This is a genomic window from Bacillus sp. MYb78 (assembly GCF_002975115.1).
Taxonomy (GTDB): Bacteria; Bacillota; Bacilli; order Bacillales; family Bacillaceae_G; genus Bacillus_A; species Bacillus_A cereus.
Genome location: NZ_PCOB01000016.1, coordinates 66,866 through 87,939, shown reverse-complemented (window position 1 = coordinate 87,939; position 21,074 = coordinate 66,866). Strand labels below are relative to the sequence as shown.

The following is a 21,074-nucleotide window of genomic DNA, read 5'->3' as shown; positions in this document are numbered from 1 at the left end:
CTTATACATATAGATAAAAATAAGGGAGAGATAAATATGACTACATATACTTCCATCGCTAATGTGATTAAAGAAAGGCGCTCTGTTCGTACATTTACAGACAAAGCAGTAGAAAAAGATTTATTAATTGAACTATTAAATGATGCAACATGGGCACCAAATCATAAGCACCGTGAACCATGGAATTGTAAACTATACATCGGAGAAGGCCGCAAGAAATTAGTAGATGCAGTATTAAACTCTTTCACAGAAGAAGAAAGAGCGAAACGCGGTAAAATTTTATCAGATCGTTTTTTAAGCACGCCTGCACAAATCGTTGTATATATAAATGAAGATCCGCGTCAAATTCAACGTGATGAAGATTATGCTGCAACATGTGCATTCATGCAAAACTTCCAACTTCTTGCTTGGGAACGCGGATTAGGTTGCGTTTGGAAATCAGGCGGATTAAACTACAATCCATTATTTATAGAAGGAATCGGTTTAACAAGAGGCCAACGTATCGTTGGAATTCTTCATATCGGCTATTTCGATAAAGCACCAGAAGGAAAAGCTCGTACTCCAATTATGGAGAAGATGGAGATTATTGAAGGTTAATAGATGAGACATTCTCGTTTTTACGAGGGTGTCTTTTTATTATGCAATCAATCCTCATGAAAGCTTGTTCTTCATCATACACTTTCTTAAGGGAAAGTGTAAGGAGGGAAAATAATGAGAGCAAGTGACGATAAAGCACTGCAATATGCGATTGCGGAAATTACGGAAATTGCGACTGGATTTGGGCTTGATTTTTATCCGATGCGTTATGAAATATGTCCAGCGGAAATTATTTATACATTTGGTGCATATGGGATGCCGACAAGGTTTTCACATTGGAGTTTTGGAAAACAATTTTTCAGAATGAAATTACAATACGATTTAGGACTTAGTAAAATATACGAACTCGTTATTAACTCTGATCCATGTTACGCCTTTTTATTAGATACGAACTCTTTAATTCAAAACAAATTAATTGTAGCGCACGTTTTAGCGCACTGTGATTTCTTTAAAAATAATATTCGTTTTTCAAATACGAAGCGAGATATGGTAGAAAGTATGTCAGCGACAGCTGAACGGGTGAAAGCATATGAGCATAAGTACGGAAAAGAAGAAGTAGAAACATTTTTAGATGCCGTACTTGCCATTCAAGAGCACATTGACCCGTCGCTCATGCGTCCCAAACTTGCGTGGAGTATTGATGATTTAGAAGAAGTAGAAAAGAAAAAGGTATCACAATACGATGATCTATGGAATTTAGATGATCGAAACAAAAAGAGAGAACGATCCAATATACGCAAAAAGAAGAAGATCCCACCGCAACCAGAGAAAGACTTGCTCCTCTTTATTGAAGAATATAGCCGTGAACTAGAAGATTGGCAGCGTGATATATTAACGATGATGCGTGAAGAAATGTTATATTTCTGGCCGCAGCTTGAAACGAAAATCATGAACGAAGGCTGGGCATCCTACTGGCATCAACGCATACTTCGCGAAATGGACTTAACCTCTGATGAAGCAATTGAATTTGCGAAATTAAATGCAGGTGTTGTACAGCCATCAAAAACAAGTATTAATCCATACTACCTAGGTATTAAAATGTTTGAAGATATTGAAGAACGGTACAACAATCCAACAGAAGAAATGAAACGACGAGGCGTAAAACCAGGATCTGGCCGTGACAAAATGTTTGAAGTACGCGAAATTGAATGGGACGTATCGTTCCTAAGAAACTACTTAAATAAAGATCTTGTTATGCGAGAAGATATGTACTTATTCCAGCGCCAAGGAAAAGAATATAAAGTAATAGATAAAGAATGGGAAAATGTGCGTGATCAACTCGTAAATATGCGGACAAATGGTGGGTTCCCGTACTTAGTAGTAGAAGATGGAGACTACTTAAAGAACGGAGAATTATACATTAAACATAGTTACGAAGGAATCGAGCTCGATTTAAAATACTTAGAAAAGGTATTGCCATATCTTCATCAGCTATGGGGAAGAACGGTGCATATGGAGTCCATCGTGGAGAGTAAGGGCGTTGTGTTTTCTTATGATGGGAAGATGGTGCATCGGAAGTATGTGTGAGGGGAAGAACGGACATAGGATACTGTGTCCGTTCTTTTTATTTGGAACCAAGTTAAATATGCTATTCTTGAAAAAAGGGAGTTATATAGAGAAATGGAGCGATTAAAATGAGCAAAGTAGGGGTATGTAAGGTTGATATTACGCCGCCTGTAGGTATTGATTTTGTCGGATATCATAGAGAGACAGGCATAAATAATGTTGAAGAGCGTATTTATGGGACAGTTTTTGTATTTGAAAAAGATGAAATGAAAACGAATCCATTTTGAAAAATATGAATCAAAGTGGATTCGTTTTTTGTTTACCAGACAGGTCGTATATTTGATGATAATTTCTCTGTATTTTCTTTAGTAACGAATGTTGTTAAATCCTCTTTCAGCATTTGCATTCGTTCTGTACCTATGTTTTCAATCCATCGCTGTTCTATTTCAGCTACTATTTCTTCTTTTGCTCTCATTACTGACAAACCACGTTCGGTTAAAACGATGATTTTACCTCTTTTATCAGTAGGATGTGTTTTGCGTGTAACGTAGCCATTACTCTCAAGAGAATCCACCATTTTACTTACAGCTTGTTTGGAAATCCCCAAATACTCAGCTAGCTCTATACCAGTTGCCCCATTAGGAAGGATGCGTTTGAACATAAAACCATGTGCTGGCCTAATATCTTCAAATCCTAATTCACTTAATTTGTCATGTAGCTCAGTGATTAATGTGCTAAATGATAATGATAAAAGCGATGTAAGATCTAACTCGTTGAATGTTTGATCCATGTATATAACCTCCGCGTTTGTAGTCAATTAAGTTGACTATATGTAATACCTATTGTACTATGTATAATATAGTCAATCAAGTTGACTATATTATGTTGGTAGAACAAATAATGATTTATATAATATAGAATCAATGGAGGTTTCACATGGTTAATATCGTGAAAATTAGAGGGAGTGTATTTGCACCGTATGCATCGCTGGAACCTATTAAGGACCCTGCAACAGGAAGAGTGTTTGAATATGCTGGAGATGCACGTGAGTTTACACCACAAGCTGTGAACACAAAGCGTTCAAGGTTAGAACAAGAAGTAAATATTGATTTTTATAAAAGAGAAATTTTCACATATGCAGATGCTTGTATCGTCACCGTGAAGATTACAAATCCAGATGGCTCAATTGAGTATCAAAAGGGAGAAACAAGTACAGAAAACATTGTATGTACAAATATTGTATGGAGTGAAGATGAAGTTTCATTTGAAATGAGAGCAAGTGCAAGTAATCCTTTAAACGCAGCAGCACCTGCAGCTGATTATTTTTTGACTATACGAGCTAATGAAAGTGGTACTGTGAATATTGAAGGTGTACATGATGGTTTCCCTTGCTATGAATTTTATAAACAAGTAGATTTTGGTTCGTTTGAATTGATATACAAACATGATTTCAGAAAAACGGATGATACCCCAGCAGCACTAGCTGGAGAGATGGAATATAGCTTTAAAACGATAATCTAGCTGTAAATATAGCGCTATTTTTCAGAAGGAAGTAGCAAGCGTAAAAGAGAAAGCTATTTATTATGATAGCGAGATTGTGGGCTGTTTTACTCAAGATTATGCCGTATCTAAAATAAAATTATAGAGGTGTTTCTTATGACTAATATCGTGAAAATTAGAGCCAGTGTATTTATTCCAATGTCTTGGACTGAGGCTAAGAAGGATATGGAAACAGGAAAAGTAATTCAATTCGAAGGTGATTCACGTGAATTCACACCGTATGCGGTAAATGCGATGCGCTCTAGAGTTGAGCAAGAGGTAGTAGTGGATTTTTATAAAGAAGAAGTGTTTTCATATGCGAACACGGGTATTACGACAGAGAAGGTTACGAATCCAGATGGTTCTGTGAATAAAAGAACAGGAAAAGCGAGTACTGAAAATATTGTGTGCACGAATATCGTATGGAATCCTGGTGGTGTGCAATTTAAAATGAGTGCGAGTGCAAGTAATCCATTAAATATATATGCACCTCCTGTAGATTATTTATTACATGTATGTGTGAAAAAGGATGGTAGTATTGATATTCAAGGAGAGCATGATGGATTCCCTTGTTTTGAATTTTATAAGCAAGTAGATTTCGATTCATTTGAAAAAATATATACACATGATTTTAGAGAAACTGGTGATACAGCTGCAGCACTAGGCGGGAACATGGAGTATAGTTTTACAAAGAGATTATAGGAAGTATGAAAATGGAACGATGGATTGCTTCATTCGTAAAGAACTTGGAGATATCTAAGTTCTTTTTTATTTGTTTCAAATTTGTGAAAGAAAGACATATTGATTGAAATTAAATTTTTTATACTCTATTATATACCCATACGGGTATATGTTTTTGTGGTACATGAGAAAATTAAATAATATGGAGGTTTAAAATATGTCCAGAAAAATAGTTGTAGTAGGCGGAGTTGCCGGCGGGGCATCAGTAGCTGCAAGGCTTCGTCGTTTAAGTGAGGAAGATGAAATTATTATGGTTGAACGCGGTGAATACATTTCATTTGCAAACTGTGGATTGCCATATTATATTGGCGGTGTCATTACAGAAAGACAAAAATTATTAGTACAAACTGTTGAAAGGATGTCAAAGCGTTTTAATTTAGATATACGTGTATTGAGTGAAGTGGTAAAGATTAATAAAGAAGAGAAAACAATTACTATAAAGAATGTAACTACAGGTAAAACATATAACGAGGAATATGATGTTTTGATTCTTTCACCAGGGGCGAAACCAATTGTTCCACCTATTCCGGGCATTGAAGAAGCAAAGGCGTTGTTTACGGTACGAAATGTACCTGATACAGATCGTATAAAAGCGTATATTGATGAGAAGAAACCACGTCATGCGACGGTTATTGGTGGTGGATTTATTGGAGTGGAAATGGTTGAGAATTTAAGAGAACGTGGGATTGAAGTTACTCTTGTAGAGATGGCGAATCAAGTGATGCCACCAATCGATTATGAAATGGCAGTATATGTACATGAGCATATGAAGGTGCACAATGTTGAGCTTGTTTTTGAAGATGGTGTAGATGCGTTAGAAGAGAATGGGACTGTTGTACGTTTAAAAAGTGGCTCACTTATAAAAACAGATATGATTATTTTAGCAATTGGTGTACAACCAGAGAGTAGTTTAGCGAAAGCTGCAGGACTAGCATTAGGAGTTAGAGGAACGATAAAGGTAAATGAGAAATTTCAAACATCTGACCCATATGTATATGCAATTGGTGATGCGATTGAAGTGAAAGATTTTGTTACAGAAACAGAAACGATGATTCCTTTAGCGTGGCCAGCTAATCGTCAAGGTCGCATGTTAGCAGATATTATTCATGGTCATACGGAGTCTTTATATAAAGGTACGATGGGAACTTCTGTGGCTAAAGTTTTTGATTTAACAGTTGCTTCGACTGGAGTAAATGAGAAAATATTAAAACGATTAAATATACCCTATGAGGTAGTACATGTACAGGCAAATTCTCATGCGGGATACTATCCGAATGCTACGCCAGTGCTAATAAAATTAATCTTTAATAAAGAAAGCGGAAAAATTTACGGAGCACAGGCTTTAGGGCGTGATGGAGTAGAGAAGCGTATCGATGTTATTGCAACGGCAATGAAGGCAAATTTAACTGTAATCGATTTACCAGATTTAGAATTATCATATGCCCCGCCGTATTCTTCTGCAAAAGATCCAGTAAACATGGTGGGGTATGCTGCAAGTAATATAGTAGATGGTTTTGTGGACACAGTGCAATGGCATGAAATAGATCACATTGTTGAAAATGGTGGGTACCTTATTGATGTTCGAGAACCTAATGAACTAAAACAGGGAATGATTAAAGGCTCTATTAATATTCCGTTAGATGAATTACGTGATCGATTGGATGAAGTACCAATGGACAAAGAAATATATATCACTTGCCAACTTGGTATGAGAGGGTATGTTGCAGCGCGTATGTTAATGGAAAAGGGATATAAGGTAAAGAATGTAGATGGTGGTTTTAAGTTGTATGGGACAGTATTGCCAGAACGTGTTGTATATTGATATTTTTCATCTTCTACTTCAAGATTTAGTGGAAGATGAAAATCTATAGATTAAGGTATTATTTTTTGGTTTGCGAACATATAAGACAAAAATTAAAAATAGGGGTTTACAAAATACCCTATAGGGTATAATATGTTGTCATAGGTTATAAATGGTGACATAATGGTAATGAGGTGATTATAGAATGGAATATAATCAAGATATGAAAAATAGATTGAAACGTATTGAAGGTCAAGTTCGTGGTGTGCTTCGTATGATGGAAGAAGGAAAAGATTGCCGAGAAGTTATTACACAGTTAACAGCATCTCGTTCTGCCCTTGATCGTACAATTGGGCTCGTTGTTGGAACGAATTTAGAGCAATGTTTGCGTGAACAGTTTGAAAGTGGTAATGGTTCAAATGAAGAGTTAATTAAAGAAGCTGTTCAATTACTTGTAAAAAGCCGATAATCTGTCAAACATAATTGTTGACAGATTTTCAAAAACGTTTTAATATACCCCTGCAGGTATATGTATATGGATTGTGGAGGAATCGATTATGAGTATAAAAGTGGATATGAGTTTAGATTGTAAAGGTTTGGCTTGTCCGATGCCTATTGTGAAAACGAAGAAGGCGATAGAAGGATTGGCACCAGGGCAAGTGATTGAAGTTAAGGCAACAGATAAAGGATCTACGGTAGATATAAAAAGTTGGGCGAGTAAAGTAGGACATCAATATATCGGGACGAAACAAGAGGGGGATGTATTGGTGCATTATGTTAGGAAAGCAAACGAGCATGAAGTGAATGAAGTTGTGAAATATCCTCATACAATTACGAATGCAGAATTACAGTCTATATTGTCTCATGGAGAAGAGAGCATTGTATTAGATGTTCGCGAAGCAGCGGAATTTGCTTTTGGCCATATTCCATCCGCCATTTCGGTACCATTAGGTGAATTAGACAGCGCAGTGTTAGATGAGACGAAGCAAATTTATGTTATTTGCCGAACTGGTAATCGCAGTGATATAGCTTGCCAAATGTTGAATGAGAAAGGTTATTTAAATGTGAAAAATGTCATTCCAGGTATGGTAGAGTGGCAAGGGAATATAGAGAAGTAAATTTTTTTGAACGAAAATATACCTATGGGGGTAATTAAATGAATGTTAAACCGTTACAAGCAAAAGATGTGGCAGAGAAAGTTTTATTCGGAGAGTTATTTATTTTAGATGTTCGCAATGAGACGGATTATGAAGATTGGAAAATTGAAGGGAAACAAGTTTCTTCTATTAATAGACCTTACTTTGATTTGTTAGATGGTGTAGATCATATTGTAAGTGAATTACCTAAAGATAAAGATGTTTTAGTAGTATGTGCAAAAGAAGGGTCTTCTATATTTGTAGCAGAGCAATTAACAGAGGCGGGATTACAAAATATTTATTATTTAGCTGGTGGTATGAAAGCTTGGAGTGAATATGTGAAGCCGTTAAAAGTAGGGGATGTACAGGGCGGAGGAAGTATATATCAATTTAATCGTCTTGGAAAAGGCTGTTTATCTTATATGGTTGTTTCTAACGGTGAAGCAGCAGTTATTGATGCAGTAAGAACGGTTGAAGCATATGAGGAGTTTGCGAAAGAGCATGGCGTTACGATTACGAATGTAATGGATACACATTTACATGCAGACCATATTTCCGGAGGACGTAAGTTAGCTGAAAAGGTAGGTGGTACGTATTGGTTACCGCCAAAAGATGCCGAGGAAGTCGTTTTCTCATATGAACCACTTGTAGAAGGATCTGTTATTACGGTGGGGGGTACAAAAATTGAAATTGACGCGTTATACTCACCAGGGCATACGATTGGAAGTACGTCATTCATTGTAGATGATTCTTATTTATTATCAGGTGATATTTTATTTGTAGATTCAATTGGGCGTCCTGACCTTGCTGGTAAGGCTGAAGATTGGGTGAGTGATTTACGAAATACGTTATATACGCTGTATAAGGAACTGTCTCAAGATTTAATTGTTTTACCAGCTCATTATTCAAAAATAAGTGAAATGGATGAAAGAGGCATTGTGAGTGCGAGCTTACAAGAGCTATTTAAAGAGAATGTAGGGTTAAATATTGTTGATGAAATAGAGTTTCGTAAAACTGTGACAGAGAACTTACCGCCACAACCAAATGCATATGAAGAAATTCGTCAAACGAATATGGGGAAAATTCATCCGAGTGTGGAAGAAGAGCGTGAAATGGAGATTGGCCCAAATCGTTGTGCAGTGCATGAGTCATTATAAAAATAACAAATTGGAGGAATTGATGATGAATATAAAACAAGTATTAGATGCGAAAGGTTTAGCATGTCCAATGCCGATTGTAAGAACAAAGAGAGCAATGGATACTCTACAAACTGGAGAAGTGTTAGAAATACACGTAACGGATAAAGGGTCAGTTAAGGATATTCCAGCGTGGGCAAATAAAAGTGGTCATGACATCGTAAAGCATGTAGAAGAAGCTGATGTGCTGAAGTTTTGGATTAAGAAGGCGTAGGAAAAAAATATTGCTATAAATGCAGAGAGGTTGGTTATATGAACACAATATTAAGTACGCTTTTCATTGTACTTGCTGCATGGTTTGTTATTTCACGATTTTTACCAGTGAAAGGTGTGCAAAATATCAGTGGAAAAGAATTAAAGAATATAGTGGAAAAAAAGGGGAAACAACTTATCGATGTTCGTACAGTAGGTGAATATAGAGGAAATCATATGAAAGGATTTCAGAATATCCCGTTAAATGAGTTAGCTAGTAGAGCAAGTCAGTTAGATAAAAATAAGGAAGTAATCGTTATTTGCCAAAGTGGAATGAGAAGTAAGCAAGCTGCAAAGATGTTGAAAAAACTAGGGTTTCAGCAAGTAATAAACGTTTCGGGTGGTATGAATGCTTTGTGAGGAGGGACTTTAAAATGAAAGAAATGACAGCAAAAGAATTAGAAGAAAAATTGTTACGTAAAGAAGCAGTAAATATCGTAGATGTCCGTGAAGTAGAAGAAGTAGCAGAAGGGAGAATTCCAGAAGCATGTAATATTCCGCTAAGGCTATTAGAGTTTCGAATGCATGAGTTGGATAAAAAGAAAGAGTATATTATCGTTTGTCGCTCTGGCGGAAGAAGTGGAAGAGCAGTTCAGTTTCTAGAGAGCTACGGTTTTCAAGCAATCAATATGGTAGGTGGTATGTTAGCGTGGGAAGGTAAAGTCATATAGTGAAGTAAGTGATTTGGGCCTTTTTATAAATAAATAAATAAATAAATACCCCTATAGGTAATTGGAGGGAGAACAATATGGAACAACAGAAGAAAACAACAATCGTTTTATTTAGCGGGGATTACGATAAAGCAATGGCTGCTTATATTATTGCAAATGGCGCAGCGGCGTATGATCAAGAGGTAACTATTTTTCATACTTTCTGGGGATTAAATGCTTTAAGGAAAGATGAACATGTGAATGTAAAGAAAACATTTATAGAAAAAGTATTTGGAAAAATGATGCCACGCGGTGCTGATAAGATGGGATTATCCAAAATGAATTTTGCTGGCATGGGGCCGAAGATGATTAAAGGCATTATGAAAAAACATAACGCAATGGCTTTGCCAGATTTAATTGATTTGGCGAAAGAACAAGGAATTAAACTTGTAGCTTGTCAAATGACAGTAGATTTATTAGGGTTAAAAGAGGAAGAGATTATGGAAGGGGTAGAGTTTGCAGGTGTAGGGGCATATTTAGCAGATGCTTCGGATGGGAATGTAAACTTATTCATTTAAATCACCTTCTTTTTAGAAGGCGGGGGATGTAAGATGAGCTTAGTCGTATTACTTTTTATAATTGGGTTTATAGGATCGTTTATATCAGGAATGGTTGGGATTGGTGGCGCGATTATTAATTATCCGATGATCTTATACATTCCAGTATTGCTAGGATTTACTGGCTATACGTCACATGAAGTGAGCGGTATTACAGCGGTACAAGTATTCTTTGCAACTTTTGCAGGCGCGTGGGCATACCGGAAAAGTAATGACATGAATAAAACGTTAGTTATGTATATGGGAGCTAGTATATTAATAGGAAGCTTCATAGGGAGTTTCGGTGCTAACATATTAGAGGAACATACAGTCAATGTTGTTTATGCAGCATTAGCTACAATTGCAGCTATTATGATGTTTGTACCGAAACAAAATAATAGTGGAGATGTGAAGTATAATAAATGGTTAGCAAGCTTGTTAGCGTTCGTTGTAGGGGGAGCTTCAGGCATTATAGGAGCTGGAGGTTCGTTCCTTTTAGTTCCCATTATGCTAGTTATTTTAAAATTACCACTGCGCATGACGATCGCGACATCTATCGCTATTACGTTTATTTCCTCAATAGGGATTACTACAGGAAAAGTGATTACTGGGCAAGTAGTTATCATTCCAGCTCTAATTATTGCGGTTGCCAGTATATTTGCTGCGCCACTTGGAGCACGAGTCGGGAAGAGGCTAAATCAAAAAGTACTGCAATATGTATTGTCCACTTTAATTGTAGGCACTGCTGTTAAAATGTGGATCGATATGATATCAAAATAAAAGGATGGTGCTGCTTACAGCCCATCCTTTTATTTATTGTCCGTAAACCTAACGGATTATAGTTTTACTTTATGCCCAAATAACTTTCATTAAGTTTTTATATTCGTCATTTGCTAATTTATATAGCATTCTCGTATGTTCAAAGACAAGTGCTGGATTAAAGTTTGGTTCTGAGAATGCAAGAGATGCTGAAATATCAATTGCATTTTGCTTGTTTAATGTGAATTTTGCAAAGCGATAAGATGTGTTTAATTCATTAATAACATGTAAAATATCATTTGTTGATGTTGCATCAGGCACGTGAGCAACATTGAAGCAGTATATATCCACCGTAGGATGTTCGTTTTGGAAAGCAGCGATAAGTTGAATTTTTGCGCCAGCTTCTGTCTCTAATCCTACTGAAAAATGAACAGAGCCATCATTTTCATCTATATTTTCTTCCATGTATATATCGTTGGATTTTAAGTAGTCTTTAAAATCTGAGATGTTATGTTTTACTGCAGCTTTCATATGTATGAGCCCCCTGATAATTGGAATAGATTGCTACTATTTATTATAATTTAAAAATATTAAAAAAGATAGTTAGAAAGTTCTGATTTTTGATTCTGAAGAAATAAAAAGAAGCAGTACTCTACCTCCATAGAGTACTGCTTCTTTACTATTCATTGTCGTTAGACGATGTTTCTGTATCTTCACTGCTATTTTTGTTCTTATTTTTCACTTCATTGTTACTTGATTCGCGTTCACTTGAATTTTCAGACTTAGATTCTTTTGTCTTTTTCGAATCAGAGTCTGAGTCAGACTTTGTATATGCAGGTAGCCCAAGATGAGTACGAAGTTCATTTGTAACATTAGCTAATTCTTTTTTATCTGGATTGTAGTAGTAAGTTCGACCACCACCAGCAGATTTGCTACATGTATCGTCACCTTTTGCCATATAGCAATCATCACCTTGGATTTGTAATTTCTCAATTTCCGAATCCGATCCATATTTATAGAATGAAAGCATATCATCAAATGTTAAGTTTGTAACGAATTGTCCGTTAATATCATCAATGATGTTGCCAACTTTTGTTACAGAACCAACACTTGTTAGTTTCTTTAAAATAGCCTCGATAACGAGTTGTTGACGTTGTCCACGCATTGCATCACTATCGATGTGTCTTGTTCTAGCAAGAGCAAGAGCTTCTTCGCCATTTAACTTTTGAACACCTTTTTCTAGGTGAATTGCCTCAGCATTATCATTGCTATCTTGCTCAGTAAATTCAACTGGTACATCAACTTCAACACCGCCCAAGTCATCGACGATTTTTATAAATGATTTAAAGTTGAATTTTACAAAATAATCGACAGGAACATTCATTAATTTTTCAACTGCATCAATGCTTGCTTGTGGTCCACCATTTTTTCCGTTTTTAGCAGAACCGAATGCATGAGCGTGTGTAATTTTATCTTTTTTCTTTTCTATTGGAATATAAGTATATGTGTCACGTGGGATACTTAATAGTTTAACAGTTTTGCTATCTTTATTAAATGTTGCAAGTAAAAGCGCGTCTGTTCTTATAGCTTCACCATATTCTTTTCCACGGACATCGCTTTCATCAACACCCATTATTAAAACAGAGACATTGTTTGTAATAGGTTTTACAGCCTTATCACGTAAATCAGATTTATCACCGCGTGCTAAATCGTGTGCGGCATTTCGAACAGCAGAAGATGCTTTATTTACTAAAAACCAAGTATAACCGCCGCCTATTAATAAAACGAATAGTATAGCGCTTATAATAATTTTTATTTTTTTCTTATTTTTTTTCGGTTTACTGCGTGTATTTTCTTGCAAAGATGGGTTTTGCTCCATTTCTTGTACTCCTTCATTTGGATTGAAATACGACACTCATATCCACTTATTATAATGAAATTTAGCGAAAAAAAACATTACAAATCATTTACATTTCGTAAAAATTCAATTTATTTATAAAAAGTCAGATTTTCTATATATTATTTTGTAGATGTAGAATAAGTATAAGGGCTATTAGTAGAAATGAAAATATATATTATGAGAAAGCGATAGGGAAGTAAGATTTGTTGAAATATAGCCAAGAAGAAATGAGTAAGCTTACTTATTTCTTCTATATAATAAAGAAGAATTTGACGGATAAAGGAGAGAGCATAATGAATCATACATCATTCCGAGCAATCGTTGTGAATGAAACGGAAAATCATCAGTTTGTAAGAAAAGTTGTTGAGAGAGAAGTAAGTAGTTTACCTGAGGGAGACGTACTCATACAAGTTCATTATTCTTCATTAAATTATAAAGATGCCCTTTCAGCTACTGGTAATAAAGGTGTTACGAGAACGTATCCTCATACGCCAGGAATTGATGCCGCAGGAGAAGTTGTGAGTAGTGAAGATAACTGCTTTAAGGTAGGAGATCAAGTTATTGTAACGGGATATGACTTAGGTATGAATACCTCTGGTGGTTTCGGAGAATATATTCGCGTGCCATCATCTTGGGTCGTGCCTTTACCAGAAGGAATGTCATTAAAGGAAAGTATGATGTATGGGACAGCAGGTTTTACTGCGGCTTTGTCGGTATATAAGCTTATTGGAGCAGGAATCAAGCCTAGTATGGGAGATGTTTTAGTAACGGGTGCTACAGGCGGCGTAGGGAGTGTAGCTGTTAGTATATTAAGTAAGTTAGGGTTTAACGTAGTAGGAGCGACAGGGAAAATGGAAGAGGAAGAAATGCTACTACGTCTAGGAGCGAAAAAAGTGATTCATCGCGCGGAATTGAATGATGAATCAGGAAGACCGATGTTAAAAGGGATATACGCGGGAGTTATCGATACTGTAGGTGGACATATGTTAGAAACAGCTTTAAAAACAGTAAAGTATGGTGGTTGTGTAACGACATGCGGTAATGTGGCAGGCCAGGAACTACAAACCACGGTATATCCGTTTATTTTACGAGGTATAAGCCTTTTAGGGATAGATTCCGTGCAATGCCCAGTAGATGTGAGAAGAGATGTCTGGACGCTTTTAGCGAAAGAATGGGGAAATAAAGAATTACTATCTTATACAGAAGAATGTACATTAGAAGAATTAGAGAAGAAGTTTGCACTTATATTGCAAGGAAAGTTAAAAGGAAGAACAGTTGTTAAAATATAATAAGAAAGAGACGCTTAAGTTAGCGTCTCTTTCTTATTATAATGATTGTTTTAAATTGATTTTTCCTTGTTCGCCTAAAACACCGTCAGCGATATTTACAGCGTGATCGCCAATGCGCTCTAAGTTACTTACCATATCGACGAAGATGATACTTGCATCACCTGAACAGCTGCGTTCGTTTAGACGTAATACGTGACGTTTACGAAGAACACGTTCCATTTGATCGATTTTGCGTTCTTTTGCAATAACAGTTTGAGCTAGTTCAGTATCGAAGTTTGTTAAAGCTTCAACTGCGTCTTGCAGTGTTGAAATCGTTAATTCTAGCATTTCGTTTAATTCAGCTAATGCTTCATCTGATAGTGAAACACGGTTTGAAATTTGGAAATCTACAAGTTCTACAAGGTTTTCTACATGATCACCGACACGTTCAATATCTCCAACAACACCTGCTAAAACAGAATGTTTTTCAGAATCCGTAGGTGAAAGTGGCTTTTCTGATAGTAAAACTAAATACTCGGTAATTTTTTTATCTAAATTGTTAATAGCTCCTTCTAATTGAGTAGCCATGTTTGCGTGTTTTTTGTCTTGTGTATTTAAAAATTGATTTGCTTCTTTTAATCCATGTAATGAGAACTCAGCCATACGGATAATCTCTTTTTGAGCTTCAGTTAAAGCGATGGCTGGAGATTGTTCAATAAAGATTGGATTTAAATGTTGCGGTTTGAAATTAATAGCAGAATCTTCGCCGCGAATAATTTTTGTTACAATCCATGCTAATACTGCAATGAATGGGAACTGAATGATTGTATTTGTTACGTTAAATGTTCCGTGTGCAAATGCAATGGTCATTTCTGGATTCAAGTTTAATGATGTTTGGAAATATTGAATTAAACTTGTAAATGGTACTAATAAAATTGTAAAGATAATGGTACCGATAATATTAAAGATAACGTGAACTAATGCTGCACGTCTTGCTGCAATTGAAGTACCGATTGCTGCTAATACTGCTGTAATTGTCGTACCGATGTTATCACCGAATAATACAGGAAGAGATGCTTGTAAATCGATTGCACCTTGACCGAATAGTTCTTGTAAAATACCGATTGTTGCACTTGAGCTCTGTACAATTAAAGTGAAGACTGTACCGACAACAATTCCTAAAATTGGATTATCACTCATGCTAATCATTAAATCTTGGAATGACTCTAAAGAACGAAGAGGTTTCATACCTGCGCTCATTAATTCTAAACCGAAGAATAGCATACCAAAACCGAATACAACTTGACCTACAGAATGTACTTTTTTATTTTTAAAGAAGAATAGTAAGATTGCTCCAACTGCCATAACTGGGAGAGCATATTCTCCGATTTTAATTCCGATAATAAATGCAGTAACTGTCGTACCGATGTTTGCACCCATAATAACACCGATTGCTTGTCTTAATGTCATAAATCCAGCACTTACAAGTCCGACTGTTAAAGCGGTTGTTCCTGAACTTGATTGGATTAATACGGTAACTAACATACCTGCTAGTACACCCATAAGTGGGTTTGTTGTAAAACGATCTAGAATATCTCGAAGACGATCTCCAGCTGCTTGTTGCAGTCCATCGCCCATGTATTTAATCCCGAATAAGAAAATACCTAATCCACCAATGAACTGGAAGATCATATCTTGAACATTATATTCCACGCATTCCACTCCTTAAATTTCATGTACGATGTAATTATTAACTGAACCTTGAGGCACTGTAAACGGTTTGCTAGTAAAATTTACACTAATTTTACAAAGAGAAGAAAAGTTTACAATCCCTTAAAGAAACAGCTGTATTTTATTGGTTTTCATCTTGTAAAAATCTTAATTTTGTAAAGAAATCACACTTTTTAGAATAATAATGTTCAGTTGAATATCAAGGAAAGCGTCTGCGAGTTCATCGTATATTTTTTGATGAAAGTTAAAAAAATATGTAGGAAAATGCATGTAGTTTTATAACGTCAACATAAGGTTTAATATTTATTAAGTAGTCTTTTTTGCAAGAAAAAAAGCCGCTAAATTATCCAGCAGCTTTTTCTGTATTTTTATCTCCGTGCTTTTGTTTTCTTATACTTGTAATGTAAATGAAGAGAAAAGCAATAAGTAATAGCGAAGAATAACGATATACAGTCGCATAGTTTGTAAAATGTGCAATGAATCCGAAAATAATTGCTCCGGCACCAATTCCAAGGTCAAATGCGGAGAAGAATGTAGCCGTTGCTACGCCGCGTCGATGCGGTGCTACGCGGTCAATCATCCATGCTTGTAGTGCAGGTTGGATCGCTCCAAAACCACTTCCGTAACATGCTGCAGCAATAATTAAGCTCGGAATTGTCGTCGTATACGACAATAAAATAATACCTGTAAACGTTATAATAACTCCCGGAATGATGACGAATGTATGGCCTTTTGCATCATATAGCTTTCCAGAGAATGGACGAGTTACAGCGATTGCTAGTGCGTTACATAAAAAGAAGAGGCTAATATCAGCTATGCCGACTTCTGTAGCAAATAGTGTGATAAAACTTCCGATTCCTCCGTACATTAATGTAATACATAATATTAATAATGAAGGAAGTAAAGCTTTACGCTCAATAAATCCATCGAGAAAAGTACTAGATGATTGTTGTGGAGGCTGTTTCGTTTTTTGGATTTGAAGTAGTTTCGTTAATATTAATGAAACAATTGTGCACGATAATGCACATAAAAAAAGAATTGTGAAGTTATATGTTTGCATAAGCCATAGTCCGATAAGTGGACCGAGGGCCATTGCAATTGTTCCAGAAAGACCAAAATATCCCATGCCTTCTCCGCGGCGAGCTGAGGGAATTAAATCAGAAACGACAGTCCCATATGTAGTCGTTGTAATACCGAAACCAGCTCCGTGTAAAATACGAACAGCAAGCAAGAGAAAGATTGTTGAGGCGAAAAGGTAACTGCCCATAGCGAGTAAACAAATAGCAGTACCGATCATTAAGATGATTTTTTTATTAAATTTTTGCAAGGCGTTCCCAGTTAGCGGTCTAACAAAAAGTGCCGCAACGGTAAACATGCCGACAACCAATCCGATATTGGAACTTGTGCCGCCAATTTCTTTCACATAAACAGGTAAGGTTGGAATTAACATTTGAAACCCTAAAAACATACATAAGTTTGCAAAAATTAAAGCAACAAACTCTTTTGTCCATAACGGTTCTCGTTTTACGAGTATTGCTTCTCCCATATATTCATCCCCTATATAAAATTTTCTCTTTTCTTTCGAGTATATGTATTGGCCAATGCAACAGTCAAGGAAGGTGTCTTGAAAACGGATAACAATTTTTAAGGTGAAAAACTGACAAATTTGTGTAAAGGCTACACAACTATGAAAAAAAGATGTAAAGTATAGATGTATAGACTTGTAGGTGTTAAGAATGATAGAAATTGTTTTTTCTTTAAAGAAAGCGGATTCAAAGGAGTAGTGAACAAGAAGGGGATATATACTTTTTCACTACATATATTTGAAAAGGTTTACAATATGATGAAGAAAGAGGCGTGTACATATGAGACGATTAGGTATTTCTATTTATCCAGAACATTCAACAGTAGAGAAAGATAAGGAGTATTTAACATTAGCAAGTAAATATGGATTTACACGTGTGTTCACATGTTTATTATCTGTGGATGGAGAAAAAGAGAAAATTATAGAAGAATTTAAAGAAACGATCTCTCATGCGAATGCATTAGGGTTCCAAGTATTAGTTGATATTAGTCCATCTGTTTTTGAACAATTAGGTATTTCGTATAATGATTTATCATTCTTCCATGAATTGGGTGCGTACGGTATTCGTTTAGATGTTGGTTTCTCAGGATTAGAAGAATCAATTATGACTTATAATCCGTATGGTTTGAAAATTGAGATTAATATGAGCAATGGTACGAAGTATGTAGATAACATTATGAGTCATAGACCAAATCGTGAAAATTTAATTGGTTGTCATAATTTTTATCCGCATCGTTATTCAGGGTTATCATACGATCATTTCATTAAATGCTCGAAACAATTTAAAGATTACGGTATGAGAACGGCTGCTTTTATTTCATCATTTGATGCAACATACGGACCTTGGCCAGTAACAGAAGGGTTATGTACATTAGAGCAGCATCGTGAATTACCGATGACAACACAGGCGAAGCATTTATTTGCGACGGAATTAATTGATGATGTTATTATTGCAAACGCATATGCGTCAGAAGAAGAATTACAAGCACTAGGTGCATTAAATAAAGAGAAACAAACATTTGATATAGAACTATATGATACAACGACAGAATTAGAAAGAATTATCGTATTAGACGAACCACATTTTTATCGCGGAGATGTATCTGAATATATGATTCGTTCTACACAAAGTCGTGTGAAATATAAAAAAGAAGAGTTTAAACCTCATAATACGCGTGAAATTAAGCGTGGAGATTTATTAATTGATAATGAACAATATGGCCAGTATAAAGGCGAATTACAAATTGCATTAAAAGATATGGTGAATACAGGAAAAACAAATGTAGTTGGTCGAATTATAGAAGAAGAAATTTTCTTATTAGATTATTTACAAGCATGGGATAAATTCGGGTTCACATTAAAGAAATAGAGAGAATATAAAGGGGAAAAACTACTGATTTCAGCAGCTTTTTCCCCTTTATATATAAAGAGCGAGAGGAAGAGCTATGACAAAGGTGCATCAGCGATTAATTTCTATTTTAGAGGAGTTTTTAGAAGAGAAATCGATGTTAAATCGAGCTTTTTTAGCGGGCCGTTTACATGTATCAACGAAGACGATTCAAAAGGATATAAAATTATTAAATGATATATTGGAAGAAAACGGAGCGAAAATCGAATCGCAAAGAGGGACTGGGTACGAATTAGAAATTATACAAACGAAGAAATTTGAAGAATTTTGTGTGAGTCTATTTCAAAAACAGACGGAAAAGATCCCAACTTCTTATGAAGAAAGAATAGCGTATATTCTGCAGCGTGTTTTAACGACAGAGGGATATGTGAAGCTTTCAGAATTAGCAGAAGAGATTTATGTGAGCAAATCAACGGTCAATTTAATTATGAAAGATGTTACAGATATATGTGGCCGCTATAAATTACAAATTGAGAAGAGACCGTATTATGGTATACGTATTGTTGGAGGGGAATTTAATATTCGTTCTTGTTTATCACAATATGGTTTACCGCGTTATGACCATACTCCGTTTCATGAGCAATTTGAGCAGACGGAGACATATTTATCGCTACCTCATATATCACTCATTCGTTCAATTATATTAAAGTATATTGAAGGCGGAACAATATATTTATCTGATATAGAAATTGATAATTTAGTCATTCATATTGCAATAGCATTAAAGCGTTGTCAAAGTCAACATTATATGAAAGAACTGCATGCGGAGCAATCAGAACTTATAATAAAGAAAGAATATACAATTGCGAAGCAGATTTTAGGAGATTTAGAGAAAGAGTTAAAATTTTTATTTCCAGAAGAAGAAGTATTATATGTGACGATGCATTTATTAAGTACTGCTGTTACAACGAGAGATCGCTATGAAAATGTAGAAGAGCTATTAGGAAAAGATATATATGCATTTATGCAACATATTCTTTTTAAAGTAGCGGAAGAACGGAATCTTATTTTTTATTATGATGAAGAATTATTATTTGGATTTGGTATTCATTTAAAAACGTTATTAAATCGTTTGAAGTATAAGTTAAATACGAGAAATCCTCTTTTGGCAGAAGTGAAAAAGAATTATCCGTATGCTTTTGAAATTGCGGTTCTTGTTGGAGATATCATTGGTGAATATACGGGTGAATCGATCCCTGAAAGTGAAATTGGTTATATAGCAATTCACTTCGGCGGAGCGATGAGCCGTTTGCAGGAGCAGAATCAAAAGAAAAGATGCTTATTAGTTTGTGCGACTGGTCAAGGAAGTGCACAACTATTAAAATATAAAATTTTATCACAGTTCCGAGATAAATTAGAGATTGTAGGTATTACAGGCTATTATCAATTGAAAGTAGAAGATCTTTATAAAGAAAAAATAGATTGTATTATTAGTACGATTCATATACCGAGTGGCTTGCCTGTTCCAGTTATAAAAGTAAATTCAATATTTGATGATAAAGAGATTAAATCGATTGGTCAGCGGTTGTTTACGCATGTGAATAATAGTGTGCAGCAATATATTAAGGAAGATTTAATCTTTTTAAATCATAGTGCTTCTACGAAAGAGGATGTTATTCAGTTTTTATGTGAGAAAGCTGCTGAGAAACGCTATGTACCAGAACACTTTTATGCTTCTGTTATGGAAAGAGAAAATACGTCTCCGACAGCGGTTGGGAATTCAGTTGCAATCCCGCATCCGATGCAATTATTAAGTGAGGAAACTTTCTTGATGTTTTGCACACTTGAAAAGGCTGTTGATTGGGGAGATAAAAAAGTACAAGTAATTATTTTATTTAGTGTAAAGCGCAATAATAATGAAGATTTGCAAAGGCTTTATGATTTTTTATATGATATTATGTCTAGTCAAACTACGATAGAGAAACTTACTCAGACCGAGGTAATTGAAGATTTTCAAGAGATTTTATTATCATTTTGAAAAAGTATATAAAAACTTCCGTTACATAACGGAAGTTTTTTATGTTTAATTGTATGCGTTTTCATAATAAGATAAAAATATAGAAAACATATAGCTTGGGGGAATTTAAAATGGCTGATATGCAAACTCCATTTGCATTAATTTTACATGGTGGCAATGCGAGAAGTGCGGCGCTTGAAGCAATCGCTTTTGCAAGACAAGGAGATTTTGAGAATGCGGGTGAAAAGATGAAACTTGCTAGTGAGGAAATTTCAGCAGCGCATCGTATTCAAACGGATTTAATTCAAGAAGAGGCAAGAGGAAATCATGCAGAAATCAGTTTACTGTTAGTGCACGCACAAGACCATTTAATGAATGCAATTACAGTGAAAGAACTAGCTAAAGAATTTATTACTCTTCATAAACGCGTGGAAGAGAAAGTGACAGTATAA

General features: G+C 35.5%; 22 protein-coding genes and 1 pseudogene. 18 read left to right on the top strand and 5 right to left on the bottom strand.

The window, feature by feature from the left end:
- Window positions 1-36: 36 nt before the first annotated feature.
- The 3 genes and pseudogenes from CQ064_RS24285 to CQ064_RS24275 form a co-directional block, all read left to right on the top strand.
- Window positions 37-597, top strand: coding sequence for a nitroreductase family protein (locus CQ064_RS24285; RefSeq protein WP_000214818.1), 561 nt, complete (start codon window positions 37-39; stop codon window positions 595-597).
- Between the two features lie 114 nt (window positions 598-711).
- Complete coding sequence (gene spoVR, locus CQ064_RS24280) at window positions 712-2,124, top strand: stage V sporulation protein SpoVR (protein WP_001202719.1); 1,413 nt, start codon at window positions 712-714, stop codon at window positions 2,122-2,124.
- A gap of 107 nt (window positions 2,125-2,231) precedes the next feature.
- Window positions 2,232-2,378 (top strand): annotated as a pseudogene (locus CQ064_RS24275) (neutral/alkaline non-lysosomal ceramidase N-terminal domain-containing protein); the annotation flags it as partial.
- Window positions 2,379-2,422: 44 nt separating this feature from the next.
- On the opposite strand, the gene CQ064_RS24270 reads toward CQ064_RS24275, so the two are convergent.
- The gene (locus CQ064_RS24270) at window positions 2,423-2,893 is read right to left on the bottom strand and encodes a MarR family winged helix-turn-helix transcriptional regulator (RefSeq protein WP_000372892.1); all 471 of its coding nucleotides are present in this window, start codon (window positions 2,891-2,893) and stop codon (window positions 2,423-2,425) included.
- Between the two features lie 146 nt (window positions 2,894-3,039).
- Between CQ064_RS24270 and CQ064_RS24265 the strand changes: the two genes are divergently transcribed.
- From CQ064_RS24265 to CQ064_RS24210, 11 genes are all read left to right on the top strand, one after another.
- The gene (locus CQ064_RS24265; RefSeq protein ID WP_000247262.1) at window positions 3,040-3,624 is read left to right on the top strand and encodes a DUF3238 domain-containing protein; all 585 of its coding nucleotides are present in this window, start codon (window positions 3,040-3,042) and stop codon (window positions 3,622-3,624) included.
- A gap of 135 nt (window positions 3,625-3,759) precedes the next feature.
- Window positions 3,760-4,344 carry a DUF3238 domain-containing protein gene (locus CQ064_RS24260; protein WP_000182102.1) on the top strand — a complete coding sequence of 195 codons (585 nt, stop codon included), beginning with the start codon at window positions 3,760-3,762 and terminating at the stop codon, window positions 4,342-4,344.
- Window positions 4,345-4,540: 196 nt separating this feature from the next.
- The gene (gene cdr, locus CQ064_RS24250; RefSeq protein ID WP_000087589.1) at window positions 4,541-6,205 is read left to right on the top strand and encodes a CoA-disulfide reductase; all 1,665 of its coding nucleotides are present in this window, start codon (window positions 4,541-4,543) and stop codon (window positions 6,203-6,205) included.
- 184 nt (window positions 6,206-6,389) lie between these two features.
- Window positions 6,390-6,653 (top strand): metal-sensitive transcriptional regulator, encoded by a 264-nt coding sequence (locus CQ064_RS24245; protein WP_000456206.1) that lies wholly within the window; start codon window positions 6,390-6,392, stop codon window positions 6,651-6,653.
- An 88-nt stretch (window positions 6,654-6,741) separates the two neighbouring features.
- The gene (locus CQ064_RS24240) at window positions 6,742-7,302 is read left to right on the top strand and encodes a sulfurtransferase TusA family protein (protein WP_000023953.1); all 561 of its coding nucleotides are present in this window, start codon (window positions 6,742-6,744) and stop codon (window positions 7,300-7,302) included.
- Window positions 7,303-7,340: 38 nt separating this feature from the next.
- Window positions 7,341-8,477 carry an MBL fold metallo-hydrolase gene (locus tag CQ064_RS24235; protein WP_001101341.1) on the top strand — a complete coding sequence of 379 codons (1,137 nt, stop codon included), beginning with the start codon at window positions 7,341-7,343 and terminating at the stop codon, window positions 8,475-8,477.
- Window positions 8,478-8,499: 22 nt separating this feature from the next.
- Window positions 8,500-8,730, top strand: coding sequence for a sulfurtransferase TusA family protein (locus CQ064_RS24230; protein WP_014481958.1), 231 nt, complete (start codon window positions 8,500-8,502; stop codon window positions 8,728-8,730).
- Window positions 8,731-8,768: 38 nt separating this feature from the next.
- Entirely contained in the window at window positions 8,769-9,128 is a 360-nt protein-coding gene (locus tag CQ064_RS24225) for a rhodanese-like domain-containing protein (protein WP_001092322.1), read from the top strand.
- A 14-nt stretch (window positions 9,129-9,142) separates the two neighbouring features.
- Window positions 9,143-9,439: a rhodanese-like domain-containing protein gene (locus CQ064_RS24220; RefSeq protein WP_000661802.1), complete on the top strand. Its 297-nt coding sequence runs from the start codon at window positions 9,143-9,145 to the stop codon at window positions 9,437-9,439.
- A 77-nt stretch (window positions 9,440-9,516) separates the two neighbouring features.
- A complete protein-coding gene (locus tag CQ064_RS24215; RefSeq protein WP_000437739.1) occupies window positions 9,517-9,996 on the top strand; it encodes a DsrE/DsrF/DrsH-like family protein in 480 nt (159 codons plus the stop codon).
- 33 nt (window positions 9,997-10,029) lie between these two features.
- On the top strand, window positions 10,030-10,794 hold the full coding sequence (locus CQ064_RS24210; protein ID WP_000060742.1) for a sulfite exporter TauE/SafE family protein: 765 nt from the start codon (window positions 10,030-10,032) through the stop codon (window positions 10,792-10,794).
- Between the two features lie 69 nt (window positions 10,795-10,863).
- On the opposite strand, the gene CQ064_RS24205 is transcribed toward CQ064_RS24210, so the two are convergent.
- Together CQ064_RS24205 and CQ064_RS24200 are read right to left on the bottom strand one after the other, a co-directional pair.
- A complete protein-coding gene (locus CQ064_RS24205; protein ID WP_000642361.1) occupies window positions 10,864-11,304 on the bottom strand; it encodes a hypothetical protein in 441 nt (146 codons plus the stop codon).
- Between the two features lie 148 nt (window positions 11,305-11,452).
- A complete protein-coding gene (locus CQ064_RS24200) occupies window positions 11,453-12,652 on the bottom strand; it encodes an LCP family protein (protein ID WP_000437406.1) in 1,200 nt (399 codons plus the stop codon).
- Window positions 12,653-12,966: 314 nt separating this feature from the next.
- Here CQ064_RS24200 and CQ064_RS24195 point away from each other — a divergent pair, with 314 nt between their 5' ends.
- Window positions 12,967-13,962 (top strand): YhdH/YhfP family quinone oxidoreductase, encoded by a 996-nt coding sequence (locus tag CQ064_RS24195; protein WP_001016969.1) that lies wholly within the window; start codon window positions 12,967-12,969, stop codon window positions 13,960-13,962.
- 36 nt (window positions 13,963-13,998) lie between these two features.
- Here the strand turns inward: CQ064_RS24195 and CQ064_RS24190 are convergent, their stop codons facing one another.
- Entirely contained in the window at window positions 13,999-15,654 is a 1,656-nt protein-coding gene (locus tag CQ064_RS24190) for a Na/Pi cotransporter family protein (RefSeq protein ID WP_000456275.1), read from the bottom strand.
- Window positions 15,655-16,015: 361 nt separating this feature from the next.
- The gene (locus CQ064_RS24185; RefSeq protein WP_000503254.1) at window positions 16,016-17,218 is read right to left on the bottom strand and encodes an MFS transporter; all 1,203 of its coding nucleotides are present in this window, start codon (window positions 17,216-17,218) and stop codon (window positions 16,016-16,018) included.
- Between the two features lie 319 nt (window positions 17,219-17,537).
- Between CQ064_RS24185 and CQ064_RS24175 the strand changes: the two genes are divergently transcribed.
- The 3 genes from CQ064_RS24175 to CQ064_RS24165 all read left to right on the top strand — a co-directional run bounded on the left by CQ064_RS24175 (window position 17,538) and on the right by CQ064_RS24165 (window position 21,074).
- The gene (locus CQ064_RS24175; RefSeq protein ID WP_001253350.1) at window positions 17,538-18,626 is read left to right on the top strand and encodes a DUF871 domain-containing protein; all 1,089 of its coding nucleotides are present in this window, start codon (window positions 17,538-17,540) and stop codon (window positions 18,624-18,626) included.
- A gap of 76 nt (window positions 18,627-18,702) precedes the next feature.
- Window positions 18,703-20,643, top strand: a complete 1,941-nt coding sequence (locus tag CQ064_RS24170; RefSeq protein ID WP_000169804.1) for a BglG family transcription antiterminator — start codon at window positions 18,703-18,705, stop codon at window positions 20,641-20,643.
- A 110-nt stretch (window positions 20,644-20,753) separates the two neighbouring features.
- The gene (locus CQ064_RS24165) at window positions 20,754-21,074 is read left to right on the top strand and encodes a PTS lactose/cellobiose transporter subunit IIA (RefSeq protein WP_000774624.1); all 321 of its coding nucleotides are present in this window, start codon (window positions 20,754-20,756) and stop codon (window positions 21,072-21,074) included.

Excerpts from the sequence above, each read along its gene's own strand:
- CQ064_RS24285 (WP_000214818.1), top strand. The coding sequence starts at position 37 with ATGACTACATATACTTCCATCGCTAATGTGATTAAAGAAAGGCGCTCT.
- spoVR (WP_001202719.1), top strand. The coding sequence starts at position 712 with ATGAGAGCAAGTGACGATAAAGCACTGCAATATGCGATTGCGGAAATT.
- CQ064_RS24270 (WP_000372892.1), bottom strand. The coding sequence starts at position 2,893 with ATGGATCAAACATTCAACGAGTTAGATCTTACATCGCTTTTATCATTA.
- CQ064_RS24265 (WP_000247262.1), top strand. The coding sequence starts at position 3,040 with ATGGTTAATATCGTGAAAATTAGAGGGAGTGTATTTGCACCGTATGCA.
- CQ064_RS24260 (WP_000182102.1), top strand. The coding sequence starts at position 3,760 with ATGACTAATATCGTGAAAATTAGAGCCAGTGTATTTATTCCAATGTCT.
- cdr (WP_000087589.1), top strand. The coding sequence starts at position 4,541 with ATGTCCAGAAAAATAGTTGTAGTAGGCGGAGTTGCCGGCGGGGCATCA.
- CQ064_RS24245 (WP_000456206.1), top strand. The coding sequence starts at position 6,390 with ATGGAATATAATCAAGATATGAAAAATAGATTGAAACGTATTGAAGGT.
- CQ064_RS24240 (WP_000023953.1), top strand. The coding sequence starts at position 6,742 with ATGAGTATAAAAGTGGATATGAGTTTAGATTGTAAAGGTTTGGCTTGT.
- CQ064_RS24235 (WP_001101341.1), top strand. The coding sequence starts at position 7,341 with ATGAATGTTAAACCGTTACAAGCAAAAGATGTGGCAGAGAAAGTTTTA.
- CQ064_RS24230 (WP_014481958.1), top strand. The coding sequence starts at position 8,500 with ATGATGAATATAAAACAAGTATTAGATGCGAAAGGTTTAGCATGTCCA.
- CQ064_RS24225 (WP_001092322.1), top strand. The coding sequence starts at position 8,769 with ATGAACACAATATTAAGTACGCTTTTCATTGTACTTGCTGCATGGTTT.
- CQ064_RS24220 (WP_000661802.1), top strand. The coding sequence starts at position 9,143 with ATGAAAGAAATGACAGCAAAAGAATTAGAAGAAAAATTGTTACGTAAA.
- CQ064_RS24215 (WP_000437739.1), top strand. The coding sequence starts at position 9,517 with ATGGAACAACAGAAGAAAACAACAATCGTTTTATTTAGCGGGGATTAC.
- CQ064_RS24210 (WP_000060742.1), top strand. The coding sequence starts at position 10,030 with ATGAGCTTAGTCGTATTACTTTTTATAATTGGGTTTATAGGATCGTTT.
- CQ064_RS24205 (WP_000642361.1), bottom strand. The coding sequence starts at position 11,304 with ATGAAAGCTGCAGTAAAACATAACATCTCAGATTTTAAAGACTACTTA.
- CQ064_RS24200 (WP_000437406.1), bottom strand. The coding sequence starts at position 12,652 with ATGGAGCAAAACCCATCTTTGCAAGAAAATACACGCAGTAAACCGAAA.
- CQ064_RS24195 (WP_001016969.1), top strand. The coding sequence starts at position 12,967 with ATGAATCATACATCATTCCGAGCAATCGTTGTGAATGAAACGGAAAAT.
- CQ064_RS24185 (WP_000503254.1), bottom strand. The coding sequence starts at position 17,218 with ATGGGAGAAGCAATACTCGTAAAACGAGAACCGTTATGGACAAAAGAG.
- CQ064_RS24175 (WP_001253350.1), top strand. The coding sequence starts at position 17,538 with ATGAGACGATTAGGTATTTCTATTTATCCAGAACATTCAACAGTAGAG.
- CQ064_RS24170 (WP_000169804.1), top strand. The coding sequence starts at position 18,703 with ATGACAAAGGTGCATCAGCGATTAATTTCTATTTTAGAGGAGTTTTTA.
- CQ064_RS24165 (WP_000774624.1), top strand. The coding sequence starts at position 20,754 with ATGGCTGATATGCAAACTCCATTTGCATTAATTTTACATGGTGGCAAT.